Raw genomic sequence first — 24,623 nt, 5'->3', positions numbered from 1 at the left:
TGCGCGACAAGGCACGACAGCAAACGCAACCCGGCACACATAACTTTTCCGCATGGCGCAACTGCATTCTTTCATCCTTGCAGCTTGCTCTGCGCCTATACTCTCCGCTGCACAATCGTGCGCAGGAAAGCTGCAATGATCGCGCGCTATCGGCGGATCAGGCGGCCATACAACGCGTGGCAAGCGCCCTGGCATCCCCCAGCGGCACTGCCCGGGGCAATGCGCCCGCATTTGGACTGACTCATGGCTCTCAATTACATCTGGACTGGTTTCTTCCTCGTCAGCTTCGTCGCCGCTCTCGGACAATGGCTGTTCCTCGGCGACACGGAAATCTTCAAGCGCATCGTCGACGGCACCTTCTCGTCGGCCAAGACGGCGGTGATGGACATCGCCCTGCCGCTGGCCGGCGTCATGACGCTCTGGCTTGGCATCATGAACATCGGCGAAAAGGCCGGCGCCATCAACGTGCTGGCACGCATCATCGCTCCCTTCTTCTCCCGCATTTTTCCGGAAGTGCCCAAGGACCACCCGGCCAACGGCCACATGGTGATGAACTTCTCGGCCAACCTGCTCGGCCTGGACAACGCCGCCACGCCCTTTGGCCTGAAGGCGATGGAAAGCCTGCAAACCCTGAACCAGAACAAGGACGAGGCAAGTAACGCCCAGATCATGTTCCTGGTGCTGCACACCTCGGGCCTGACCCTGATTCCGCTGGCGATCATGGCGCAACGGGCGATCCTGGGCGCGGCCAATCCCGCCGATATCTTCATCCCCTGCCTGATCGCGACCTATGTGGCCACCATGGCCGGCATCATGATCGTCGGCATCCGCCAGCGCATCAACCTGTTCGATCCGGTGCTGGGCGGCTGGATCGCGGCGATGACGGCAGCGATTGGGGGCCTGATCTATTACTTCAGCAACTATTTGACCAAGGACCAGATTCAGCTGGTATCGAATGTGACCGCCAACCTGGTCCTGTTCACCATCATCGTGACCTTCATGGTCGGCGCCCTGAAGAAGCGCGTCAACGTCTATGAAGCGTTCATCGAAGGCGCGAAGGGCGGCATCCAGACCTCGCTCACCATCATTCCCTACCTGGTCGGCATGCTGGTGGCGATCGGCGTGGTGCGCAACGCCGGCGTGCTCGACTTCGTCGTGCGCGGTTTCGAGTGGTTATTCGTCCAGCTGGGCATGAACACCGATTTCATCCCGGCGCTGCCGACCGCGCTGATGAAGCCGCTCTCGGGCAGCGGCTCGCGCGCGTTGATGATCGACACCATGACGACCTACGGCCCGGATTCGTTCGTCGGCCGTCTCGCCTGCATCTTCCAGGGCTCGGCCGACACCACCTTCTATATCGTCGCCCTGTACTTCGGCTCGGTAGGCATCCGCAAGACCCGCTACGCGATCTCCTGCGGCCTGTTTGCCGACTTCGCGGGCGTGGTCGCCGCCATCTTCGTTGCCTACCTCTTCTTCGGTTAAGGACCTGCATGCGCCGCCACTTCGTTCATGTTGCCGTCCTTGCCGCCCTCGCCGCCTGCCTGCCGGCTGCCGCCCAGTTGCCGGAACCGGTCGCGCGGGTGCTGGCGGAGCAGGGCCTGGCGTCCGACGCGGTGAGCCTGCTGGTGTTGCGCGGCGACCAGACCGTGCTCGCACACCTGGCCGAGCGCCCCATGCAGCCGGCCTCGACCATGAAACTGGTGACGACCCTGGTCGGCCTCGAGCACCGGGCCCGGTCTTTCGCGGGCGTACCGAGCTGCTGACGAACGGCGACCTGAACAACGGGATATTAAAGGGCGACCTGGTGCTGCGCGGCGGCGCCGACGCCGACCTGTCCGGCGAGGTGCTGGAAGGCATGCTGCGCGCCCTGCACAATGCCGGTATCCGCCGCATCGAGGGCAACCTGGTGCTCGACCGCACGCTGTTCAATCCGGCGCGAGTTGATGTCGGCCTGCCGCCCTTCGACGAGTCACCCGAGGCGTATTACAACGTCATTCCCGATGCGCTCCTGATCAACAAGAACATGCTGCAGATCGACATGCGTTCGACCAGCACGCGCTTGCAGCTGGACATGCAGCCGGCGCTGGCGGGGGTGACGATCAGTTCGAACATGCGCCTGATCGACGCCGACTGCGCCCGCTGGGAAGAAGGCTGGAAGCTGCCCGAAGCCGTACCTGGCAGCGATGGCAAGATCAAGGTCGTGCTGAACGGCACCTATCCGAAGAACTGTGCGCGGACTAACAGCATCAACGTTCTCGACCGCGACGACTATATCGACGGCCTGTTCCGCCTGAAGTGGAAACAGCTTGGCGGCAAGCTGAGCGGCAGGACGCTCCCTGGCAGTACGCCGCAGGATGCGCGCCTGCTGGCCGAACACAGGGCGCGCGCGCTGCCGGAAGTCGTGCGCGACACGAACAAACCCTCGGACAACGCACTGGCGCGTACCCTCTTCCTCTCCATGGGGGCTTTGGCATCGGACCCGGTCCTGGGGAGCCGGCCGCTGCCGCCGCTGGCGGATCCACTGACGCAGGCGCCCCAGACTACCTATGCCCGCGCCGATATGGCCATCCGCAACTGGATGCGCGGACACGGCATCGACGACAGCGGCTTCGTGATCGAAAACGGCTCCGGCCTGTCGCGCATCGAGCGCATCAGCCCGCTACAAATGGGACAGTTGCTGCGCGCTGGCCTGCGCAGCAACTGGGCACCGGAATTCCTGGCCAGCATACCGATCGCAGCAACGGACGGCACCATGCGCCGGCGCCTGAACGGCAGCCCGGCCGCCGGTCGCGCCCGCCTGAAAACCGGTACGCTGCGCAACGTGGTGGCGCTGGCCGGGTATGTGCCGGACGCAACGGGCGTGCAGAACGTGGTGGTGGCCTTCGTGAACGACGAATTCGCCCGGAGAGGCCGCGGGCGCGCCGTGGTCGATGCGCTGGTCGACTGGGTAGCGCGCTCGGGCGGCCAGCCGCCATTGCCGGCGCCGGCGTCGGCGCAGCGGCATCGCCCCGGCCGCCATGCCGGTAGCCGCCAGCGCACGCTGAGCGCCGCAGGCCGGCCCGTGCACTGGCGTCCCGCTGGTGCGTGACGGGGAGCAACTCTTGTCGGATGAGGCCCTCCTGGTCAACGGGACCGGCCTGCAACCTGCCCGGCCGGGCCGTAACGACCGCTCAGGCCTGGCGGGAATACACTCAGGCCTGCTTGCGGCGGCGTGCCGCCAGGGCCAGCATGCCCATGCCCAGCAGGGCGACACTCGTCGGTTCCGGCACGTCCGTACTGCCGTCTTCGTTGAAGACGAGGTTATCGAAGCTGAAGTGGTTGTCGATGACGGATACGCGCAGCTCGTCGATGCCCTGGAACAGGTTGCCGAAGGCGTAGGTGCCGGCTGTCGCCACGTCGATCCAGCCCAGCAGTTCGCCGTCCAGGTAGGCCGAGAAGCGCGCCGTACCGCCACCGCCGTCGGCCAGCAGGTCGATGCTGTTCAGGTTGAACTGCGCGCCGCTGTTCAGGACGAAACCGGCCTCGCCGAAGTCGATGTGGGCCATCTGCGCTTCCGGCCAGTTCCAGACATCCGACGAGTACATGTCCATGCCCGCTTCCGAATAATTCTCGAAATCGACCAGGTCCGAAAAAGTCATCACGCCGGCTTGCGCCTGGCTGACGCCGGCGACCAGGGCGCCGGCAACGAACAATTGCTTCAGGATGCGTTGGATCTTCATGGTTTCCCCTAGTTTGCTGATGCGCGTTATGTGCATGTATGTGCAATGCATGTCCTGCTTATTTGCAAAGCATGTGCAGGTGCTGCGCAACCAGCTCAGCAATTGTCGTGCCAGCCGTGTAAGCTGTTGATCCTTCTCTAGTTATACATCTGGTTAATTTCGCGCTGTAAATTTTACCGACGCGGCACAGACCTGCCTGGTCGCCGCGGAAAACCCGGGGCGGGTAAGACGCGGCGCCGCGGTCCGCGCCCTCGGGCACGGGCTGTGGACGGGAGCGGATCCGCGCACGCTAAGGCTTGGCAGCGTCGCTCGTCCGTGGCGCGCTGCCGATCGGTTCCAGCCAGGGCGCACCCGCGACCTCGGGCCGCGCTTCGACCAGTGCCACCTGTCCCCTGGTGGTTTCGCGGATGCTGCGTACGACGTCGAGCATGGTTTTCTCGACGTATTTCTCGGGCGTGCCCATGATCTTGCCGACGGCGCGACGGGGCCACGCAAGCCAGCCGCCTTCCTTCTTCACAAAAGCGGCGTACATGTCGAGCTGGTAGCCAAGCTTGTACGGGAACAGACAGGCGACGATCTGCACGTCTTGTCCGCCGCGCACTTCCGGCCGCGCTTTCGCCGTCCAGCTGGCGCCGTCGCAGCTCGGCCCGAGCGCCGTACCGGGTGTTTCGGCCAGCTTGAAGCGACCCGGCTGTTCCTGCAGCTCGGCCGTGTCGGGCAGGGGCGTGGCGAGGGCGGCGTTCCCGATGTTGCGGCTGATGCCTTCGCTGGCGGCGCGCACCACCGCCGGACCCGGCGCCCCGGTCTTGATGTCGAACACCCGTACGTATTCCACCGTCGTGTCGCGCGCGGCGAACAGCTCGCCGCCGCCCGTGGCACACCCTGCCAGGGCCGAGCCCACGACCGCGGCCATCATCAAACGTTTCATTGCGCACCTCTCCTGTCCGTTGGGGAATGGGAACGCCGGGCAAACCTATCGTCGCAAGAGATCACCGCGTCGTGGTCGCATGCGGACGTCGACGGGTTGCCTTGCCGAAGATGGTGCCTGGCGCTCCAAGCCATTGCGCGAGAGGAAACGGGGCTGCACGTCCAGCCTCACCATCAACCTCTCGTCGATAAGGAGATTGTCCCGGTGCGGGCCTGCCAAAGGCTGAGACAACTCAAGTGTGCGCGGGCACCCGATGGGAACCAAAACGGAGGACCGAATTGGCGCGCAAGGCGGCATCCGGACATCGGCCCAGCCCGCAGGCTGGAAGCAAGGAACCGCTACAGGACGCGGCGGAAGGTAGCGCGCACGCGTTCGCGGTCGCCGCAGTCGAAATGCCACCATTCGGTGGTGATGCCCGAAAAGCCGGCAGCGAGCATGGCGCCGCGCAGCAAGCGGCGGTTGGCCACGTGGGATGCATGAAGCTGGCCGCTGGCCAGGAATGCTTCTTCCCGCGCCGGATGCGACACATCCGTCATGTCGTCGAAGCCGGTGCCCATGTCGAGCTCGGCGCCGTGCGGATCGAGAATGGTGACGTCCAGCGCCATCCCGTAGGAGTGGATCGAGCCGCGCGCCGGATTGGCCAGGTACATCTGCAGGCCCGTCCCCTCCAGCGCATCCCACAATTGCTGCTGCACGCGCTGCGGGCGCAGGGCGTCAAGCACGAGCAGTGTATGGCCGGGCGCCTGGACGACCAGCCAGGCCACCGCCGTTTCCAGCGCGGCGGCGGCGTCGCGGTGCAGCCAGGCGCAGTCGAAGGGGGGAGTACAGGTCGCGTCCGACGAAGTTGTTGGGTCCGGCGTAACGCAGGTCGACCGCGATGCCCGCGATCGAAGACAGGTGGCGAAATTCCGGGCTGCCGGCGATGTCTTCGCTGGCAAGGCTCAGGCCGGGCAAGGACTGGCCCGGGCTCGACTGACTCATTGACATCCTCGTTCAAGACAGGCACGCGCGGTGGCGCCGATGCAGTTGGCCAGTTCGCGCGCGCCGTGCGAGAGCGGCGCGGGTGGCTGGCGGTCAGCAGGTAGAGCTGCACCGGCATGGCCGGCGCCCAGATCCGGCATTGCACCTTGGCGGCGTTTGCCGACGCCGCCGTGAACGGGTCGAGCACGGCCGTGCCGGCACCGGCCTCGACCAGCGAGCGGGCGATCTGGTAGGTCTGCACCACGGTGTGGAAGACGGGTGTGATGCCCTGCGCCTCGCAGGAAGCGAGCACCATTTCGCCGAGCGGATCGTTGTCGGCCAGGCCGATCAGTTCGCCCGTGAGGCCGGCGGCATCGAGCGGCTGCGCGCACTCGGCGTCGCTCCAGGTACCAACGGGCGCCATGACGGTCAATTGCCCTTGCGCGATCGGTTCGGCGACGATGCCGGGGTGGCGCGGGTCCTGCAACGACAGGGCCAGGTCGGCTTCGCCCAGGCGCAAGGCGTTGACGATCTCGCTGGTGTGATACGTCGCCAGTTCGCAGCGGGTCTGGGCGAAACGGCGGCGCCAGGCCGTCATCGCCTGCGGCAGCACGCTGATCGCCAGTGTCGGCGTCGACACCAGGCGCACGGTCTCGACGGCGCGGCCCTTGAGGCTGGCGGCCAGGCGCTGGATGCCTTGCAGGTTGCGGTGCAATTTTTCGGCCTCGGCGAACAGCAGGTGCGCTTCCGGTTTCGGATACAGCTTGCCGCGTACACGCTCGAACAGCGGCATGCCCAGTTGCAGCTCGGCGTGCTGCAGCACTTTCGTGACGGCCGGCTGGGAGATGTGGAGAACCTGGGCGGCACCGCTGATGGTGCCGACCTGCATGATGGCGTGGAAAACTTCGATGTGGCGCAGGCGCATTGCTTCAATCCTTCGACAAGACCGCCCGCGCAAGGCGCGAACTGGCCGAAGGATACAGGGAAACAGGAAACGCAGCGATGGTCATCGTGCGCCCGCCGGGAGCGGCGCCGGCACCGGCGGCACCGGCACGGCGGGCGTGGCCGGGAGCGGCGACACGGGTGGCACGGCCGGCAAGCCAGGTACCTGGGGCAGCGGCGGCACGGCAGGCGTTGTCGGTACCGGCGGTACCGGCGGCACGCCCGGGTCCACGGGCAGGCTGCCCTCCGGCTGAGCCGGACGGAATACCGGCACCGGTGGCGGCGGCACCGGCGGCAGCGGCGCATTGACCGGGGTCGTCAATACTTCCAGCATGGCGGCCGTTTCCGCATCCGGTTCGCCGGCAATATTGGCCGGGCGATACTTCATCTGGAAGGCGGCGATCACGGTGCGGGTCGGTTCGTCGAACACGCCGCTCTGGGTCAGCGAAAAGCCGTGGCTGGCCAGTTTTTCTGGAACCAGGCCGCGTCCGGCGCCTGGATGTCGAACACCTGGCGCACGGCGGCGACGCGGTTGGCGTCCGGCCAGACCACCAGCCCGGCTTGCGCCAGCTGGTACCAGGGGAACATCGGTCCCGGATCCTGCTTGCGCAGCGGGGCGATGTCGCTGTGGCCGAGCACGTTTTCCGGGGCGATCTTGTGACGCGCGACGATGTCTTTCACCAGCGGGATCAGGGCGTCGATCTGCGACTGCGGGAAGGGTGCATACACGCGCCCGTTCGGGGTGTCCTGCCAGCCGGGATTGACGATTTCGATGCCGATCGAGCTGTTGTTGAGCTGTGTAAAGCCTTTCCAGCTCGAGTTGCCGGCGTGGTAGGCGGCGCGGCTCTCATCGACCAGGCCGAAGATCTTCGGCGTGGGGTCGTCGGTCAGCAGATAGTGAGCACTCACCTGCTGCTCGGTCAGGATCTTCAGCGAGGCCGGCTTGTCAGACACCGTGTAATGCAGCACCAGGAAGCGCACGCGGCTGGCCTGGCCCTTGGCGTTAAAGGTTTTGTCGACAACATTCGGTCCGGTAGTGGTACAACCGGCCAGCAAGGCGATCAGGAGGGTGGCTGCTAGGTTTTTCATCAGTTGTCCGTTGATTGATTGATCAGGTGGCGCCCGCTGCCGCAGCGGTAGCGCCCTGCGCGGCATCGGCCGCAGCCAGGCGCGCGGCGGCATGGTGGGCACGGGTGGCGCGCTGGGTGATGGTGGCGGCCGGCAGACTCGCGCGCATGCTGGCAGCGATGATCGGATGCAGCTCGGCGGCGCGTCCCGACAGGACCACCGGACGCGGCCCGAAGCGCGCAATCAGGGCTTGTGCCAGGCGTGCCAGTTCACGGCCGGCCTCCGTCAGGATGGCGTCGGCGACCGGGTCCTGCCCGGCGCTGGCGGCCACGACCACGGCCAGCTTGCCGATTTCTCCGCGTTCGGCCATAGATGAACTGGCGCGAATACGCCCAGTCGGCACCGCCGACGTAATCGAACACGGCACGTGCCATGGGCGACGTTTCCCAGCTGCCCGGGCACCCGTCTTCGCGGCGCCAGATGGCGCGCAGTGCTTCGCGGGCAATCCAGAAGCCGCCGCCGCCATCGTCGAGCACTACCCGCGCCCGCCGGCGCGATGAAAGCGCCGGCGGCATCGATAAAGGCGCCGATCGATCCGGTCCCGGCATAGACCGGGTAGCCTTTGCCGGGTTCGAAACTGGCGCGGTAGGCGATCTCGATGTCGTTGCACATCGCTACCGCCGCGGGCTCGATGCCCAGCAACGCGGCCAGCCAGGCCTGCAATTGTTCGCCATCGCCGCCGAACCCGGTCAGGCCGGCACGCACGCGAAGCGGTTGCGCCACCGCCAGTACCGCCTGCGCCAGCCCGGTAAACGTGGCATGCACGCGCGCCCGGCCTTCATGCGTGGCCATCTGCAGGGCGGACAGACCGGCAACGGTACCTTCGCCAAGGATGGCGCCACCGGCACCGGCGAGCGCCCAGCGGGTCTGGGTGCCGCCGGCATCGATGCCCAGGCCGATGCCGGAATCAGGAAAAGAAGTCATTTGGAACAAGTCTACGTCCTGTCGGCATGCATTGCGAATGAATGCTTGCCGTTATTGCATGAATGCAGGTTATGCGATGGCTGGACGCCCAAGGCCTTGGGAAGCACTGATTTATTCCGGCTGGACGGAATCGGTCACGAAAAATGTGCCGTGCAAGGCGCAAACCGCAGCGATACCGCGTGGTATCGCGAGGATTTGCAACGCCGCAGGGCGCATTTTGTCGTGGCCGAGACGCCGCCGTGAATAGATCAGCGCTTCCCTACGCCTTGCCCCACACCTGCACCCGGTCGCCTTCGATCCCGAGGCGGTCGACGGCGCCGACGAACACGGCGTCCGGCGCCCCCAGCCGGGCATCGTCGCGCGCAGGGTCCACTCGACCTTCGACGCCGGCACGACCTCGAAGGTCCACTCGCCGCCATGGCGCGCCCACACGGCATACAAGGCATTCGCCTTGCCGGCCGCAAACGTCAGCTCGATGCCCTTGGCCGCCCGCGTTGCCTTCACTTTGGGCAGGCCGGGCTTGGCGTTGCCCAGCCAGGGCGTGGCCGGCACCAGCGCCGGCGTCGCGTAGGACCCATTGCGCAGCTGGTCGGTGATGCCCTTGCGGTTCTGCATCAAGGCCACCATGCTGAAGTGTACGTGACCGCCTGCCTGGGGCCGTGCACGGGTTGCCCCGATCTGGTCGAGGATTTCCTGCGGTTGATATTCCTTGGTCGCGGCGCCAATGCGGCTGGTGAACAGGCCCGGCCAGATGTGACGGCCCTGCGGGTTCTGGCTGATCCAGTAGTCGAGCAGCACGTCATAGGCCTGCGCCGGCTGTGCACGCGGCCAGTAGAGCTGGGGCGACAGGTAGTCGAGCCAGCCCTTCTGCAGCCACAATTCGGCATCGGCATACAATTTATCGTACTGCGAGAAGCCATGGATGCCGGGCGGGCGCCGGTCCGGACGGCCCAGGCCGAAGGGGCTGATGCCGAAGCGCACCCAGCTCTTTTCGCGGTGGATGCCCTGGTACATGTCCTCGATGAGTGTATTGACGTTCTGGCGCCGCCAGGACGCGCGGTCGAGCTTGCCGCCTTTGGCGAGGTAGCGCTCCCAGGCCGGGGTGTCCGGGAAGTCGAGCTCCTTCGCGCCCGCCTTGCCCTCCAGCGCGGCCTCGTTGCCGGCGCCGTTCGGCGTCGCCTCGATCGGGTAAGGATAAAAATAATCGTCGATGTGGACGCCGTCGATGTCGTAGCGGCGCACCACGTCGAGGATGACGTCGAGCGTCTGCTTCGATGCCGCTTCTTCTCCCGGGTCCATCCACATGTACTTGCCGTAGCGTTTCACGGCGGCCGGATTCGAGCGGGTGATGTGGTTCGGCGCGGCCGGCGAGCGGGCGCCATCGTGGCGTGCGCGGTAGGGATTGAACCAGGCGTGCAGTTCCAGGCCGCGCGCATGCGCCTCGGTCACCCAGAATTTCAGCGGGTCGTACCCGGGGCTGCGGCGCCTGGCCCCGGGCGCCAGTCAGGTATTCCGACCAGGGTTCGATCTTGGAGGCATAGATGGCGTCGGCCGAGGGGCGCACCTGCAGCACGATCGCGTTCAGGCGCATCGCCCTGGCGCGCTCGAGGATGGCGATCGCCTCGGCCTGCTGCTGGGCCGCATTCAGGTTCTGCCGGCTTGGCCAGTCGATGTTCGCCACCGTCGACACCCAGGCGGCGCGGAATTCGCGCGGCGCGGCCGGCGGCAGGGGGCCGCTGGCGACGATGGTACCGCTGGCCGTCGTTGCCCCTTTTTGCTGCGGCGTCGAGCAACTGGCCAGGAAGCCTCCCGCGCCCAACATCCCCGCCAGGGCCGCCAGCGTGAACGCCCGTTTCTTCAAATCTGCTCCCACTACCGCTCCTCGATTCCCTGATCTTTTATACGTTGACAAACTACTTCCGGCAGCACACGACCCGGGCCAGCACATCCATGCCATCGATCGTGAACGGGCGCTGCCGGCGTGCACAGGCGGACATGCGGTTCACGCCAGGCAGCCGGAAGAATGCGGAGAATACCAGCAATGCGCGGCGCTCATCCGCGCACAATACGAAGGCCCCCACGGGCTTGACCGGCAAGGGCGCCGCGGCCCGGGCCGGATGCTTACTTCTTGCCGAACTCCGGATCGATTTTCACCAACCCCGCCATGACGAAGGCGGGAATCGTCGCCAGGCAGGTCCAGATGAAGAAGTTTTTATAGCCGAGATATTCCTGCAAGGCACCGCTCCACATGCCCGGCACCATCATGCCCAGCGCCATCAGGCCGGTGCAGATCGCGTAGTGCGCCGTCTTGTGCTCGCCATCGGACACCATGATCATGTACAGCATCATGGCGGTGAAACCGAAGCCGTAGCCGAACTGCTCGACGGTGAGGAAGGCGCAGATGACGTAGAAATTCTGCGGCTGCGCCTGCGACAGGTAGACGAAGACCAGGTCCGGCAAGTGCACCGCCAGCACCATCAGCCAGAGTGCGCGCTTCAGGCCGATACGGGAGATCAAATAGCCGCCGGCCAGGCCGCCGATGGTCAGCGCAATGATGCCGACGGTGCCATATGCCAGGCCGTACTGGGTGGTGGAGAGCCCGAGGCCGCCCTTGGCGAGAGAGTCCTTCATGAACGGTGCCACGAGTTTCAGCAGTTGGGCTTCACCGAGGCGGAAAGTCAAAATGAAACCGACGATCAACCAGATGTCCCGCTTGCGGAAAAAGGCGACGAAGGTGCCGAAGAAATCGCCGAGCGGGTTGGCGCCACGCTTGATCGCGTGATCGCTGTCGGGGCGCGGCAGCACGAAGGCGTGCCAGATGCAGGCGGCGGTGAAGATGGCGGCAAGCACGAAGAAGGAAATCGACCAGGCCTGGTGCTTGCTGCCGAGATACCCCGTCAACAACCCCGCCAGGATCGGGATCTGGCCGCCGCCGACGATCGTTGCCAGTCGATAGAAAGTGCTGCGCACGCCGACGAAGGCCGCCTGGTCCTTCTGGCGCAAGCCGAGCATATAGAAGCCGTCGGCCGAGATGTCGTGCGTGGCCGAGCTGAAGGCCATCACCCACATCACCGCCAGGCTGATCATGAAGAAGGAGGGCAGGTTCAGCGCGAAACCGAGCCCCAGCAGGGAAGCGGCCACCACGGCCTGCAGCAGGATGGTCCAGCGGCGCTTGGTGCCGAGCATGTCGACGATCGGCGACCACAGCGGCTTGATGACCCAGGGCAGGTAGAGCAGGCTGGTATAGAAGGCCATCTCGGTATTCGAGACACCCAGGTCGTTGTACATGACCGTGGCCAGGCTCATCGCCACGACATAGGGAATGGCCTGGGCAAAATACAGCGAGGGCACCCACAGCCAGGGAGTTTTTGCTTGAGACGTTTGCATAAGGCTTTCGTGATCGGGCAAGCGCGGCGAATCAGGCCAACGGCAAACCGGCCATGGCCCGTTTTAACCGGCCAGGGCGAGGCGTACGCTGCCGTGCGTCGCTTCCAGCAAGGCTTTTGCCTGCTCGACACCTGTTTGTCTGGACAAGGCCACGATCGCGGTCTTGACGTGGAAATCGCATTCTTCCAGCACCGCGCGGGCAGCGGCCTCGTCGGCACCGGTAGCGAAGGCCGTGAGGCGGATCGCACGCTGCACCAGCTTGGCGTTGGTCGCCTTCAAGTCTACCATCAGGTTGCCATAAACCTTGTTCAAACGCACCATCAAGGCGCTCGAAAAAGTGTTCAAGGCAATTTTTTGCGCCGTGCCCGCTTTCAGGCGGGTACTGCCGGAAATGATTTCCGGGCCAGTGTCGAGCGTCACGCCGATCTCGGCCTCGTTCGCCACCGGGGCGTCGACATTGTTGGCAAAGCCGATCGTCAGGGCGCCGAGTTCACGCGCGGCGCGCAGGGCACCCAATACATAGGGCGTGGCGCCGGAAGCGGCGATCAGCAGCACCACGTCATCGGCATTCACGCCGGCCGCGCACAGGTCGGCCGCGCCCTGCTCCAGGTCGTCTTCCGCGCCCTCGACGGCAACGAACATCGCCTCGTTGCCGCCGGCCAGCAGGGCGACGGCTCGCTCGTGCGGCCAGGAAAAGGTCGGATACAGTTCCACGCTGTCGAGCAGGTCGAGGCGGCCAGAGGTGCCGGCACCGACATACACCAGGCGCCCGCCCGCCTCCATGCGCGGCAGCGCGGCCGTGACGGCGGCGGCCAGGGCGGGGGCGGCGACGCGCACCGCATCGGCCGCAGTGCGCTGATCGTCCACCAGCGCATTGACCAGCTCCACGGTCGGGTACTGGTCGAGCAGGGCGTGGTCCTGGGCTGGGGTTTCGGTCTTCAGCATGGCGGAAATGGTTCTAACGGAATGATTGACAAAACCAGTGTAATACCAATTGACTAACATCTTCCATGAAAGGAAGGCCCGTCATTATTCCGAAAAGTTATGCGGCGCCTGCTCGTTGACTTCAGCCCGGAGCGCGGCGCAGCTCGGCCACGAAATCGTAGTAATCGCTGCGGCAATAAGAATGCGTCAGTTCGACGGCCACCCCCGATTCCAGATAGCCGACGCGGGTAATGAATAGTACTGCCTGCCCTTCCGGCACGCCCAGGCGCGCAGCGAGTTCTTTTGATGCATTCATGGCGCGGATGTGCTGCAGGGCGCGCACCGGCATCTGGCCGCTGCCGTCCAGGTAGGCATACAGCGAATGGGCCACTTCCTGCGGTCGCGGCAGCACGCTGGCGGGAATGACGCTCGTTTCATAGGCCATGACGACCTCGTCGACCAGGCGCAGGCGGGCCAGACGCGCCACCCGCGCGCCCGGCGACAGGCCCAGCGCCAGCTGCTCGTCGGGGTCGGCCGCGGCGACCTCGCGTTTCAGCCAGTGCGAGTTCGGGGTATAGCCGCGCTGCTGCAACTGCTCGGAAAAGCTCGACAGGTTCGACAACGGCTGCTCGATACGCGGTGCAATATAGTTGCCCGAACCGCGGCGGCGCACCACCAGGCCCTGCTCGACCAGCTGGTCGATGGCTTTTCGGGCGGTCACGCGCGAGACGCCCTGCTGCTCGGACAGGGTGCGCTCCGAAGGCAGCGCCTGGTCGGCCTGGTAGCGGCCCTCGCGCACGTCCTGGGTCAATTTGCGCGCCAGCTGCATGTACAGCGGCGAATTGTCGTTGGCATCGACCTTGAAGTCGGTCATTGGCTTACTCATGTTCTGGTGGCGGTGCTGTGCCCAAGTGTACGGCAGCCCGGCAGCTGCGACCGTAGAATGTTGCAGGCGCATCGTCCGGATGCGCCCGCCGCGGCAGCATAACAAAAGCTTATGCCGCGTTCACGCCATTTCATTGGGAGGCGCGGGCAACGCGTCGTATGCTCGACCGGCCCAGGCGGGCGCCAACTCGGGGGACAGATGAACGGAAGCAGGAGAGCACTGCTCGGACTTGCATTGCTGGGCGGAATGGGGCCGGTGCTGGCGGCTGCGCCGGCCTCCGGCAAGCGCAGCGGTTTCGCCCGGCTCGACGCGGAGCTGGCCGCCATCGCCGCCGACCCGGCATGCGAACTGGCCAGCCTGTCGGTGCTGGCCATCCGCGCCGGCAAACCGGTGTATGCGCGCGCCTTCGGCCGCCGTCGCATCGGCGGGCCTGGCGAAGCCGATGCCCCCGCCACGCCCGATACCCTGTACCGCATCGCCTCGGTTTCGAAAATGATGACGACGTTGGGCCTGATGCGCCTGGTCGAGGCGGGCAAGGTCAAGCTGGACGAGGACGTTTCCCAAGCGCTCGGTTTCAGCCTGCGCAACCCGCACTTCCCCGACCGCCCCATCACCCTGCGCCAGTTGCTGACCCACACGTCCTCGTTGCGCGACGACGCCGGCTATTCCTTCCCGGCCGGTACCCCGCTGCGCGATTTCCTGATGCCTGGCGGCCCGCTGCATGGGGAGGGCCGCATGTGGGCAAACGCGGCCGCGCCCGGCGCTTATTTCACGTATTGCAATCTCGGCTGGGGCATCATCGGCACCCTGATGGAGCGCGTGGCCGGCGCGCGTTTCGACCGCCTGATGCGGCAGCTGCTGCTGGCGCCGCTCGGTCTGGAGGCCGGCTACAACCCGGCCGAACTGGCGCCGGCGGCACTCGGTAACCTTGCCACCCTGTATCGCAAGCGCACCGTCGACACCGAAGTGTGGGATGCGAATGGTCCCTGGATCGCCCAGAACCGACGCTGTTCGTCCCCCACCGCCCCCGCCTGGCCTCGAACGCTACGTCCTCGGCGAGAACGCGACCCCGTTCAGCCCGACCGGCGGCCTGCGCATCTCGGCGCGCGAGCTCGGCACCGTGATGCTGATGCTGATGAACGGCGGCCGCCATGGCAACCAGCGCATCCTGCAGGCGGCCACGCTCGAGCGCATGTTCACACCCGGGTGGCGCGCCGATGGGCAAAATGGCGACACCCTGCATGGCCTCTTCAAGGTCTGGGGCTGGGCAATGCCCAGTTCCCGGACGAACCGGGGCGGCGCCTGGTGGAAGGTTTCGACGCCGTCGGCCACCTCGGCGACGCCTATGGCCTGCGCTCGGTGTTCGCGCTGGACCGGGAGCGCCGCAACGGCCTGATCGTGCTCGTCGGCGGCACCTCGGCCGATCCGGAAACGCAGCAAGGGCGCTATTCGGCACTGGCGCGCTTCGAGGAGCAGATCTTGAGCAGCATGTTTCGTCACGCCATTGCCGGCTGATGCAGGGGGATGGCCGGCAGAACGCACATGACTGCCGGTTATGAGGTGGGCTGCCACTTTCATTGGCGGGCGATACGGTCTTGCACCTAAGCTCTTCCCTGGTGCGGGTACCCACGTCGGTCAACAACAATAAAGTGTCGGGATGCAGCGAGGAATCCAGCAAAACATGTCGCAAGCAAGGGAACAGGTGGTCGTCATCGGCGGCGGCGTCGTCGGCCTGAGTTCGGCCTGGTGGCTGCTCGAAGCGGGCTTCGGCGTGACCGTGGTCGAGCGCGCAGCCCAGGTGGCCAGCGGCGCCAGCTATGGCAATGGCGGCCAGCTGAGCTACCGCTATGTGTCGCCGCTGGCCGATGCCGGCGTGCCGCTGAAGGCGGTCGCCTGGCTGTTCGGGAGCATGGCCCGCTGCGCTTCAGGCCCGAATTCGACCTGCGCCAGTGGACCTGGCTGGCACGCTTCCTCGGCCAGTGCACGGCCGCGGCCAACCGCCGCACCACGGCCAAGCTGCTGGAACTGGGAGAACTGTCGCGCACCGGCATGCAGCAGCTGGGATCGATCGTTTCCCCAAGCGACTTTGCCTGGCGCGACGCCGGCAAGCTGGTGGTGTACCGCTCGGCCAAGGTGTTCGACGCGGCGGCCCGTAAAGCCAATGGCGGCGCCATCTGGAGCGCGGCCGAATGCGCCGAACGCGAACCGGCCCGGGCGCGGCGCGCCACCTGCTCGCGGGGGCATCCATAACGCCGGCGAGGCGGTGGCCGACTGCCATGCCTTCTGCACCGCGCTGGCCGCGCGCATCGGGGCACATCCCCGTTTCAGGGGCTTCATCCAGGCCGAGGTAGTCAATATTGCCGCCACCGGTGGGCGCGTCGTCGGCCTCGATACGACGGCCGGCGCCATCGGCGGCGATGCCTTCGTGCTGGCGGCCGGCATCGAAAGCCGCCACCTGGCCGCGCACCTGGGTGTCAAGCTGCCCCTGTACCCGCTGAAAGGCTACAGCCTGACGGCGCCGATCCGCACCACCGACACCGCGCCGCAGATCAGCGTGACCGATTTCGAGCGCAAGGTGCTGTATGCGCGCATTGGCGACAAGTTGCGGGTGGCGGCGATGGTCGACATGGTGGGCGAAGACCTGCGATTGAATCCGAAGCGCATTGGCAGCCTGACCCGGCAGGTACAGGAAACGATGCCGCACGCGGCCGACTACAGCCAGGTATCCGCCTGGGCCGGCCTGCGCCCGGCAACCCCGAACAGCGCCCCGATCATCGGCGCTTCTCCCCTGTCGAACCTGTGGCTGAACGTCGGCCACGGCCCCCTCGGTTTTACCTTCGCCGCCGGCAGCGCGCGCATACTGACCGACCTGATGCTGGGAAAGGCGCCGCCCTTCGCGCTCGACATGCTGGCGCTGCAGCGCTGAAGCCGGCCGCGCGGCGCGGTACATGCCGCAATTGCGGCCACCGCTGGGCGGATCGACTATGATGGTGTCGAAATGACACAACGATCGCCGAGCCCATGAACCAGTTCACCCTGCAGCAAAAATTCTTCCTGTTACTGCTGACCCTCGTCACCCTCGCCTTCGGCTGGATCCTGCTGCCGTATTCCGGCGCCGTGTTCTGGGGCGTGGTGCTGGCGATCCTGTTCGCGCCGCTGTACCGCTGGCTGCTGCGCAAGACCGGGCACAAGCCGACGCTGGCGGCCCTGCTCACGCTGCTGTCGATCATCGTGATGGTGATCCTGCCGATGTCCCTGATCGGCGCCTCGCTCGTCAAGCAGGCGCTGGCGATCTACGCCCAGGTCGGTTCCGGCCACATCGATTTCGGTGCCTATTTCCAGCGCATCGTCAGCGCCCTGCCCGACTGGGTCATTGGCCTGCTGGAACGCTTCGAGGTCACCGACTTCGCTTCTCTCCAGCAAAAACTGTCCGAAGGCGCCACCCAGCTGAGCCAGACGGCGGCGCGCCAGGCCGTCAATATCGGCCGCAATACCTTCGACTTCCTGGTCGGCCTGACGGTGATGCTGTATTTGCTGTTCTTCCTGCTGCGCGATGGCCAGTCGATTGCCGGGCGCATCCGCCAGGCTTTTCCATTGACCCAGTTTTACAAGCAGCGCCTGTTCAATAACTTCACGACCGTCATCCGTGCCACCGTCAAGGGCAACGTGCTTGTCGCCGCGGCCCAGGGCGCGCTCGGTGGACTGATCTTCTGGTTCCTGGATGTGCAGGCGCCGCTCCTGTGGGCGGTGGTGATGGCCTTCCTGTCGCTGCTGCCGGCGGTCGGCGCGGCCATCGTCTGGGCGCCGGTGGCGGTGTATTTCCTCGTCACGGGCGCGGTCTGGCAGGGCGTGGTGCTGATTGCCTTCGGCGTGATCGTGATCGGCCTGGTCGACAACCTGCTGCGTCCGCTGCTGGTGGGCAAGGACACGAAGATGCCGGACTACCTGGTACTCCTGTCCACCATCGGCGGCATGGCCCTGTTCGGCCTGAACGGTTTCGTGATCGGCCCCCTGATTGCGGCACTGTTCATCGCCTCCTGGGACCTGTTCGCCTCGGCCGAGGAGTTTCACCAATGAGAGCGCCCAACAAAAACTCCATAGCTGCGTTGCAGCGTCTCGCCGTACAGGTGTACTGTCTTCGCCGCTGCGCCTTGCCATGAAGGTTTTGTCAGGCGCTCCAGGTCTTCCCTCCCGCTGCTGCCGGCGGGCAAGGATAAATCCTGCGGGGAACATCAAACTATGACATGATGCGGCTCGCGAGCAGCTCAGCCGCAGCAATCCTGTTCATCTACCCTATTGTTCCGTACGGTCCCGGCCCACACGATCCCGACATGTCGCTCGACCTTCCGCTGCCACCCTCCGGTCTCGACCAGCAACCCAGTTCCGACACCCGCTTCCGGGAATTGTTCGAGCAGGCGCCCACCAGCTTCCAGATCCTGGCACCCGATGGCCGTACCCTGCGTGTCAACCGCGCCTGGGAAGAGCTGTGGCAGATCCCCAGGGACTCGGCACTCTGGCACCTCGTCCACAGCGCCGACTACAACGTCCTGACCGATCCCCAGTTGCTGGACAACGGGGTCGCCGACTACCTGAAACGGGCAATGGCCGGGGAATCGGTCGTCATCCCGGCGAACCACTACGACGTCGTCGCCCTTGGCGGCAGCGGGCGGGCGCGCTGGGTGACGGCGCGTGCCCACCCGATCAAGGACAGCGCAGGGCGCATCCTCGAAGTCTTGCTGATGCATGAGGACATCACCGACCGCGTCAAGGCCGAGCAGGCGCTGCGCATCCGCGAAGAGCGTTTCCGCTCGCTCGTGATGGCCACTTCCCAGACCGTCTGGACCACTACCGCGGACGGCCGCGTGCTCGAGGATTCGCCCACGTGGCGGGCCCTTACCGGCCAGACCTACGACGAGTGGAAAGAGTACGGCTGGCTGGACGCGCTGCATCCGGACGACCGTGAACAGACCCGCCGCATCTGGCTCCACTGCGTCGCGCGGCGCGACGTCTTCGAGACCGAATACCGCCTGCGCCAGCCCGACGGCAGCTACCGCTGGACCGCCGTGAAGGGCATCCCGATCATCGACACCGACGGCAGCGTGCGCGAATGGATCGGTGCCAACAAGGACATCCACGAGATGGTCATGGCCCAGGCCGAGCTGGCCGAGCGGCTTGGCCGCGAGCAGCACCATTCGGCCCTGCTGGCCAAGGTGGCGCAAGCCTCGCGCACCCTGGGCAGCGCCCTGTCGAGCACGGAAATTGCCGACGGCCTCGTCGAGGAAGTGCGCGCCATCCTGCGCGTGCACCAGGCGGTGGTCTCGCTGACCGAGGGCGACAACCGGACGCAGGCAATCAACGCGGTCTCGCTGTCCGACAAGTATGCAAGTTACCGCGGCTATCGGGCGCCGACCGAGGGCACCGGCATCTATGCCGAGGTCTGCCGCACCAACCGCGCCATGCGCCTGACCCAGCAGGAACTGGAAGCCCATCCGGCCTGGCGCGGCTTCGGTGCCCATGCCGGCGAGCACCCCGCCATGCGCGGCTGGCTGGCCGTGCCGCTGATCGACCGCACGGGGAAAAATATCGGCCTGATCCAGGCATCGGACAAGATCGAGGGCGAGTTCACCGAACAGGACGAAGCGATCCTGGTGCAACTGGCCTCGATCGCCGCGAACGGTTTCGAAAACGCGCGCCTCTACAGTTCGTTGAAAGAACAGGACCTGCGCAAGGACGAATTCCTCGCCATGCTGGCCCACGAACTGCGCAACCCGCTGGCGCCGATCGCCTCGGCCGCCGAACTGCTGAAGATCGGCATCGCCAGCGAGGACCGGGTGCGCCGCTCCAGCGAAGTCATCAGCCGGCAGGTGAAACACATGACCTCGCTGGTCGACGACCTGCTCGACATTTCGCGCGTCACCCGTGGCCTGATCCAGCTGGAAAACGTTCCTGTCGACATCGCGGCCATCGTGCACAGCGCCGTCGAGCAGTCGCGCCCCCTGGTCGAGGCGCGCGAACACGCCCTCGTGATCGCGCCCGCCGATGCCGGCGTGGAGGTGATGGGCGACCCGAACCGCCTCGTGCAGGTAGTGGCCAACCTGCTCAACAATGCGGCCAAGTACACGCCGCGCGGCGGGCGCATCGTGCTGACGGTCGAACGCGACGACAAGTTCGTGCACATCCGCATCCAGGACAACGGCATCGGCATCGATGCCAGCCTGCTGCCCCATGTGTTCGACCTGTTCACCCAGGCCGAGCGCACGCCCGACCGCTCCCAGGGCGGCCTGGGCATCGGACTGGCGCTGGTGAAGAACGTCGTCACGCTGCACGGCGGCAAGGTTACCGCGCACAGCGACGGCGCCGGCACCGGCAGCACGTTTACGGTCACGCTGACCGTGCGCGACGCCGGCACCTGAACAAGTCGCCGAGCGAGGACCCTGCCGCACCGCGGCGGCGGTGGCTGGGCGGGTGCTGCCTCGCATTGCCCGCGGCGGCTGCATGTTGCCGAAATCGCGGATAATCGCGTCATGCCGACACCACAGACCTCCGGCGCCTGCCCTTGCGGCGGCGCCTCGCTTGCCGCCTGCTGCGGTCCCTATATCGCAGGCACGGCGCTGCCGCCCACGGCCGAAGCGCTGATGCGCTCGCGCTATACCGCCTATACCCAGCGCAACGAAGCCTACCTGCGCGCCACCTGGCACCCGAGCACCAGGCCGCAAGACGCGATCCTCGATCAGGACGAGAAGCTGCGCTGGCTCGGCCTTGAGATAAAATCTGCTTTACGTTTACGTCAACGTAAAGCAGAATTGCCGGATCATCCAGATAGCGATCGAGACAGCGATCGGGCTACGGTGGAATTTGTCGCCCGCTTCAAAGTGGGTGGTCGTGCCCACCGGCTGCACGAAGTAAGCCGCTTCCTGCGCGAAGCCGATCCGATTCTCGGCGGTACGCCGCGCTGGTTTTATCTGGACGGCACTTTCCCCGAATAAAAACCCGAGCAAGACCCGAGTACGCATACACAGAGGACGGCAATGCCCCACATCGAGAGCAAACTCAACCCGCGCAGTGAAGACTTCAAAGCGAACGCGACGGCCATGCAGGCCATCGTCGACGATCTACGTGCGAAAGTGGCGGCAATCGCCGAAGGCGGCGGCGAAGCGGCGCGCGCCAAGCACGTCGCCCGCGGCAAGCTGCTGCCGCGCGACCGCGTGCAGATGCTGCTCGATCCGGGTACGCCCTTCCTCGAGTTTTCGCAGCTGGCCGCCTACGACATGTACGACAATGCGGCGCCAGCGGCCGGCATCATCACCGGCATCGGCCGCGTCGCCGGCCAGGAATGCGTGATCGTCTGTAACGACGCCACCGTCAAGGGCGGCACCTATTACCCGATGACGGTCAAAAAACACCTGCGTGCCCAGGAAATCGCCGAGCAGAACAACCTGCCCTGCATTTATCTCGTCGACTCGGGCGGCGCCAACCTGCCGAACCAGGATGACGTCTTCCCGGACCGCGACCATTTCGGCCGCATTTTCTATAACCAGGCCAATCTCTCGGCAAAAGGCATCCCGCAGATCGCCGTCGTCATGGGTTCCTGCACGGCCGGCGGCGCCTATGTTCCCGCCATGAGCGACGAGTCGATCATCGTCAAGGAGCAAGGCACGATTTTCCTCGGCGGCCCTCCCTTGGTGAAAGCGGCGACCGGCGAAGTCGTCAGCGCCGAAGACCTGGGCGGCGGCGACGTCCACACCCGCCTGTCCGGCGTGGTCGACCACCTGGCCCAGAACGACCTGCACGCGCTGTCGCTGGCCCGTACCATCGTCTCGAACCTGAACCGCACCAAACTGGTGCAGGGCGCGACCCGCGAAAGCGTGGAGCCGGCATACCCGCCGCAAGAGCTGTATGGCGTCATTCCCGTCGATACCCGCAAACCCTTCGATGTGCGCGAAGTCATCGCGCGCGTGGTCGACGGCAGCGAATTCGACGAATTCAAGGCGAGATACGGCACCACCCTGGTATGCGGCTTCGCCCACATCTATGGCGTCAAGGTCGGCATCATCGCCAACAACGGCATCCTGTTCTCCGAATCGGCCTTGAAGGGCACCCACTTCATCGAGCTGTGCTGCCAGCGCAAGATTCCATTGGTCTTCCTGCAGAACATCACCGGTTTCATGGTCGGCCGCAAGTACGAAAACGAGGGCATCGCCCGCAACGGCGCCAAGATGGTGACCGCTGTCGCTACCGCCTCGGTGCCGAAGTTCACCGTCATCATCGGCGGCTCGTTTGGTGCCGGTAACTACGGCATGTGCGGCCGCGCCTTCTCGCCGCGCTTCCTGTGGATGTGGCCGAACGCGCGCATTTCCGTGATGGGCGGCGACCAGGCGGCATCGGTGCTGGCCACCGTGAAACGCGACGGCATCGAGGGCAAGGGCGGCCAATGGAGCGCTGAAGAAGAAGCCGCCTTCAAGCAGCCGATCAAGGAACAGTACGAGCACCAGGGCCACCCCTATTACGCCAGCGCGCGCCTGTGGGACGACGGCGTGATCGATCCGGCCGACACCCGCATGGTGCTGGGACTGGGTCTCTCGGCGGCGCTGAACGCGCCGATCGAAGAGACCAAGTTCGGCGTGTTCCGGATGTAAGGACGAGAGAACAATGAGCATGGATTACCAGACCCTCACCATCGCGATCACCGACAAGGTGGCGACTGTCACCCTGAACCGCCCGGAGCTGCGCAACGCCTTCAACGAGACCGCCATCGCCGAGCTGGCACTGGCCTTCGACGAACTCGGCAGGAATGAGTTGGTGCGCGCCATCGTCCTGGCCGCGAACGGCCCGGCCTTTTGCGCCGGCGCCGACCTGAACTGGATGAAGAAGATGGCCGGCTATTCGCACGAGGAAAACCTGGCCGACGCCGCGCGCCTGGCCGACATGCTGCGCACGATTTACCTGTGCCCCAAACCCACGGTGGCCAAGGTGCAGGGCGACTGCTACGCCGGCGGCATGGGCCTGGTGGCGGCCTGCGACATCGTGGTGGCCGCCGTTGGAGTAAACTTCTGCCTGTCCGAAGTCAAGCTGGGCCTGATCCCGGCGACGATTTCGCCGTACGTGATCAAGGCGATGGGCGAGCAGGCCGCGCGCCGCTACTTCCTGACGGCCGAGCGTTTCGACGCTGCAAGCGCTGCGCGCATGGGGTTCGCGCACGAGGTGGTGGAACCGGATGCGCTCGACACGACCGTCGCCGCCCTCGTGAAAGCGCTGGTGACGAACAGCCCGAACGCCGTGGTGGAAGCAAAAAAGCTGGTGCGCGAAGTGGTGAACCTGCCGGTCACCGATGCGCTGCTGCAGGACACGGCCGCGCGCATCGCGGCGATCCGCGCGTCGAGCGAAGGACGCGAGGGCGTGGCCTCCTTCCTGGACAAGCGCAAGCCGTCCTGGCTGAACTGACGAAGTATTGGATTCATTTTGAAGCAACAGACCTCCTCCGACTGGATTGCCCGCAGCCTGCGCAGCGTCTGGCACCCGTGCACGCAAATGCAGCACCACGAAGAGGTGCCGCTGATCGCGGTCAGCCATGCCAAGGGCGCGTGGCTATACGACCACGAGGGCGGGCGCTACCTCGACGGCATCAGCTCGTGGTGGGTGAATTTGTTCGGCCACGCCAACCCGCGCATCAACGCGGCCCTGAAAGACCAGCTCGATAAACTCGAGCACGCGATGCTGGCCGGCTTTACCCACGAGCCGGTGGTCGAGCTGTCGGAGCAGCTGGCCGCCCTCACCGGGCATGCGCTCGGCCATGCCTTCTACGCCTCCGACGGCGCCTCGGCGGTCGAGATCGCGATGAAGATGAGCTTTCATACCTGGCGCAACGCCGGCTACCCCGACAAGCAGGAATTCGTCTGCCTGCAGGGCAGCTACCACGGCGAGACCATCGGCGCCCTGTCCGTCACCGACGTCCCGCTGTTCAAGGACGCCTACGGCCCGCTGCTGCGCGCCTCGCACGTGGTGGCGTCCCCGGACGCGCGCAACGCCGTTGAAGGCGAATCGAGCCAGGACGTGGCACGCCGCGCACTGAAGGATGTCGAGCGCCTGTTCGAGGAGCGCGGCAGCAAGATCGCGGCAATGATCGTCGAGCCGCTGGTGCAGTGCGCGACCGGCATGGCGATGTACGACCCCTTGTACCTGGAACTGCTGCGCGAGCTGTGCGACAAGCACCACGTGCACCTGATCGCCGACGAAATCGCGGTGGGCTGCGGCCGTACCGGCACCTTCTTCGCCTGCGAGCAGGCGGCGATCTGGCCGGACTTCCTGTGCCTGTCGAAAGGCATCAGTGGCGGCTACCTGCCCTTGTCGCTGGTACTGACCACCGACGAGATCTACCAGGCCTTCTATAGCGAAGACATCACGCGCGGCTTCCTCCATTCGCACTCCTACACCGGCAACGCGCTGGCCTGCCGCGCCGCGCTGGCGACGCTGCAGATCTTCCGCGACGACGACGTCCTCACACGCAACCGCGAACTGGCGACCAAGCTCACCATCGCGCTTGCGCCCCTGGCCGAGCACGAGGCGGCGCACCACTTTCGCCAGCGCGGCATGATCTTCGCGTTCGACGCAATCGAGGCCGATAGCACGCGCGCGGCCACGTTTGCGCGCCGCTTCTTCACGGCGGCGCTGGACAACGAACTGCTGCTGCGCCCGATCGGACGCACCGTCTACCTGATGCCGCCCTATATCCTCGGCGAAGAGGAAATCGACCTGGTCGGCGTGCGCGTCAAGTCGGTGTTCGACGCGGTGATGGCAAAGTGAGCGCGGGCCCGGCCATGAACCTCAT

Annotated in this window: 19 protein-coding genes and 3 pseudogenes; 11 read left to right on the top strand and 11 right to left on the bottom strand. The window is 65.8% G+C overall.

Annotated features, from left to right (window positions below):
* Window positions 1–243: 243 nt before the first annotated feature.
* Genes G4G28_RS00705 through G4G28_RS00700 form a run of 3 tightly spaced genes read left to right on the top strand, consistent with a single transcriptional unit; the run spans window position 244 to window position 3,088 of the window.
* Window positions 244–1,482: a nucleoside recognition domain-containing protein gene (locus G4G28_RS00705; protein WP_182990465.1), complete on the top strand. Its 1,239-nt coding sequence runs from the start codon at window positions 244–246 to the stop codon at window positions 1,480–1,482.
* Window positions 1,483–1,490: 8 nt separating this feature from the next.
* A complete protein-coding gene (locus G4G28_RS27815; protein ID WP_308602594.1) occupies window positions 1,491–1,763 on the top strand; it encodes a hypothetical protein in 273 nt (90 codons plus the stop codon).
* A complete protein-coding gene (locus G4G28_RS00700) occupies window positions 1,757–3,088 on the top strand; it encodes a D-alanyl-D-alanine carboxypeptidase (protein WP_308602578.1) in 1,332 nt (443 codons plus the stop codon). The genes G4G28_RS27815 and G4G28_RS00700 overlap by 7 nt, the downstream gene beginning before the upstream one ends.
* Before the next feature lie 103 nt (window positions 3,089–3,191).
* Here the strand turns inward: G4G28_RS00700 and G4G28_RS00695 are convergent, their stop codons facing one another.
* From G4G28_RS00695 to G4G28_RS00645, 11 genes and pseudogenes are all read right to left on the bottom strand, one after another.
* Entirely contained in the window at window positions 3,192–3,719 is a 528-nt protein-coding gene (locus G4G28_RS00695) for a PEP-CTERM sorting domain-containing protein (RefSeq protein WP_182990464.1), read from the bottom strand.
* A 289-nt stretch (window positions 3,720–4,008) separates the two neighbouring features.
* On the bottom strand, window positions 4,009–4,647 hold the full coding sequence (locus G4G28_RS00690) for a hypothetical protein (RefSeq protein WP_183107945.1): 639 nt from the start codon (window positions 4,645–4,647) through the stop codon (window positions 4,009–4,011).
* A 338-nt stretch (window positions 4,648–4,985) separates the two neighbouring features.
* Complete coding sequence (locus G4G28_RS00685; protein ID WP_229507828.1) at window positions 4,986–5,411, bottom strand: M15 family metallopeptidase; 426 nt, start codon at window positions 5,409–5,411, stop codon at window positions 4,986–4,988.
* A gap of 332 nt (window positions 5,412–5,743) precedes the next feature.
* A pseudogene (locus tag G4G28_RS00680) lies at window positions 5,744–6,496 on the bottom strand (LysR family transcriptional regulator); the annotation flags it as partial.
* A gap of 372 nt (window positions 6,497–6,868) precedes the next feature.
* A pseudogene (locus G4G28_RS00675) lies at window positions 6,869–7,638 on the bottom strand (N-acetylmuramoyl-L-alanine amidase); the annotation flags it as partial.
* Between the two features lie 22 nt (window positions 7,639–7,660).
* The gene (locus G4G28_RS24965; RefSeq protein WP_229507827.1) at window positions 7,661–7,987 is read right to left on the bottom strand and encodes a hypothetical protein; all 327 of its coding nucleotides are present in this window, start codon (window positions 7,985–7,987) and stop codon (window positions 7,661–7,663) included.
* Between the two features lie 725 nt (window positions 7,988–8,712).
* Window positions 8,713–10,050 (bottom strand): glycoside hydrolase family 10 protein, encoded by a 1,338-nt coding sequence (locus G4G28_RS27325; RefSeq protein WP_267875266.1) that lies wholly within the window; start codon window positions 10,048–10,050, stop codon window positions 8,713–8,715.
* A 115-nt stretch (window positions 10,051–10,165) separates the two neighbouring features.
* Window positions 10,166–10,423: pseudogene (locus G4G28_RS27320) on the bottom strand (hypothetical protein); the annotation flags it as partial.
* A gap of 299 nt (window positions 10,424–10,722) precedes the next feature.
* Window positions 10,723–11,988: an MFS transporter gene (locus tag G4G28_RS00655; protein WP_182990459.1), complete on the bottom strand. Its 1,266-nt coding sequence runs from the start codon at window positions 11,986–11,988 to the stop codon at window positions 10,723–10,725.
* A 63-nt stretch (window positions 11,989–12,051) separates the two neighbouring features.
* Complete coding sequence (locus G4G28_RS00650; RefSeq protein WP_183107944.1) at window positions 12,052–12,933, bottom strand: N-acetylmuramic acid 6-phosphate etherase; 882 nt, start codon at window positions 12,931–12,933, stop codon at window positions 12,052–12,054.
* A gap of 121 nt (window positions 12,934–13,054) precedes the next feature.
* A complete protein-coding gene (locus G4G28_RS00645) occupies window positions 13,055–13,798 on the bottom strand; it encodes a GntR family transcriptional regulator (protein WP_183107943.1) in 744 nt (247 codons plus the stop codon).
* Between the two features lie 255 nt (window positions 13,799–14,053).
* Between G4G28_RS00645 and G4G28_RS00640 the strand changes: the two genes are divergently transcribed.
* From G4G28_RS00640 to bioA, 8 genes are all read left to right on the top strand, one after another.
* Window positions 14,054–15,313 carry a serine hydrolase gene (locus G4G28_RS00640; RefSeq protein WP_210283276.1) on the top strand — a complete coding sequence of 420 codons (1,260 nt, stop codon included), beginning with the start codon at window positions 14,054–14,056 and terminating at the stop codon, window positions 15,311–15,313.
* A 166-nt stretch (window positions 15,314–15,479) separates the two neighbouring features.
* Window positions 15,480–16,724: an FAD-dependent oxidoreductase gene (locus G4G28_RS00635; protein WP_229507825.1), complete on the top strand. Its 1,245-nt coding sequence runs from the start codon at window positions 15,480–15,482 to the stop codon at window positions 16,722–16,724.
* 95 nt (window positions 16,725–16,819) lie between these two features.
* Window positions 16,820–17,875: an AI-2E family transporter gene (locus tag G4G28_RS00630; RefSeq protein ID WP_182990458.1), complete on the top strand. Its 1,056-nt coding sequence runs from the start codon at window positions 16,820–16,822 to the stop codon at window positions 17,873–17,875.
* Between the two features lie 254 nt (window positions 17,876–18,129).
* Complete coding sequence (locus tag G4G28_RS00625; RefSeq protein WP_183107941.1) at window positions 18,130–20,211, top strand: PAS domain S-box protein; 2,082 nt, start codon at window positions 18,130–18,132, stop codon at window positions 20,209–20,211.
* Between the two features lie 111 nt (window positions 20,212–20,322).
* The gene (locus tag G4G28_RS00620; protein WP_182990456.1) at window positions 20,323–20,784 is read left to right on the top strand and encodes a YchJ family protein; all 462 of its coding nucleotides are present in this window, start codon (window positions 20,323–20,325) and stop codon (window positions 20,782–20,784) included.
* A gap of 42 nt (window positions 20,785–20,826) precedes the next feature.
* Window positions 20,827–22,434 carry a carboxyl transferase domain-containing protein gene (locus G4G28_RS00615; protein ID WP_182990455.1) on the top strand — a complete coding sequence of 536 codons (1,608 nt, stop codon included), beginning with the start codon at window positions 20,827–20,829 and terminating at the stop codon, window positions 22,432–22,434.
* A gap of 19 nt (window positions 22,435–22,453) precedes the next feature.
* Complete coding sequence (locus G4G28_RS00610; RefSeq protein ID WP_182991671.1) at window positions 22,454–23,239, top strand: enoyl-CoA hydratase/isomerase family protein; 786 nt, start codon at window positions 22,454–22,456, stop codon at window positions 23,237–23,239.
* An 18-nt stretch (window positions 23,240–23,257) separates the two neighbouring features.
* Entirely contained in the window at window positions 23,258–24,598 is a 1,341-nt protein-coding gene (gene bioA, locus G4G28_RS00605; protein ID WP_182990454.1) for an adenosylmethionine--8-amino-7-oxononanoate transaminase, read from the top strand.
* The last annotated feature ends 25 nt before the right edge of the window (window positions 24,599–24,623 follow it).

This window comes from Massilia sp. Dwa41.01b, assembly GCF_014171775.1.
In the GTDB taxonomy this organism is placed as follows: Bacteria; Pseudomonadota; Gammaproteobacteria; order Burkholderiales; family Burkholderiaceae_D; genus Telluria.
This window is presented reverse-complemented; position numbering and strand designations above follow the sequence as displayed.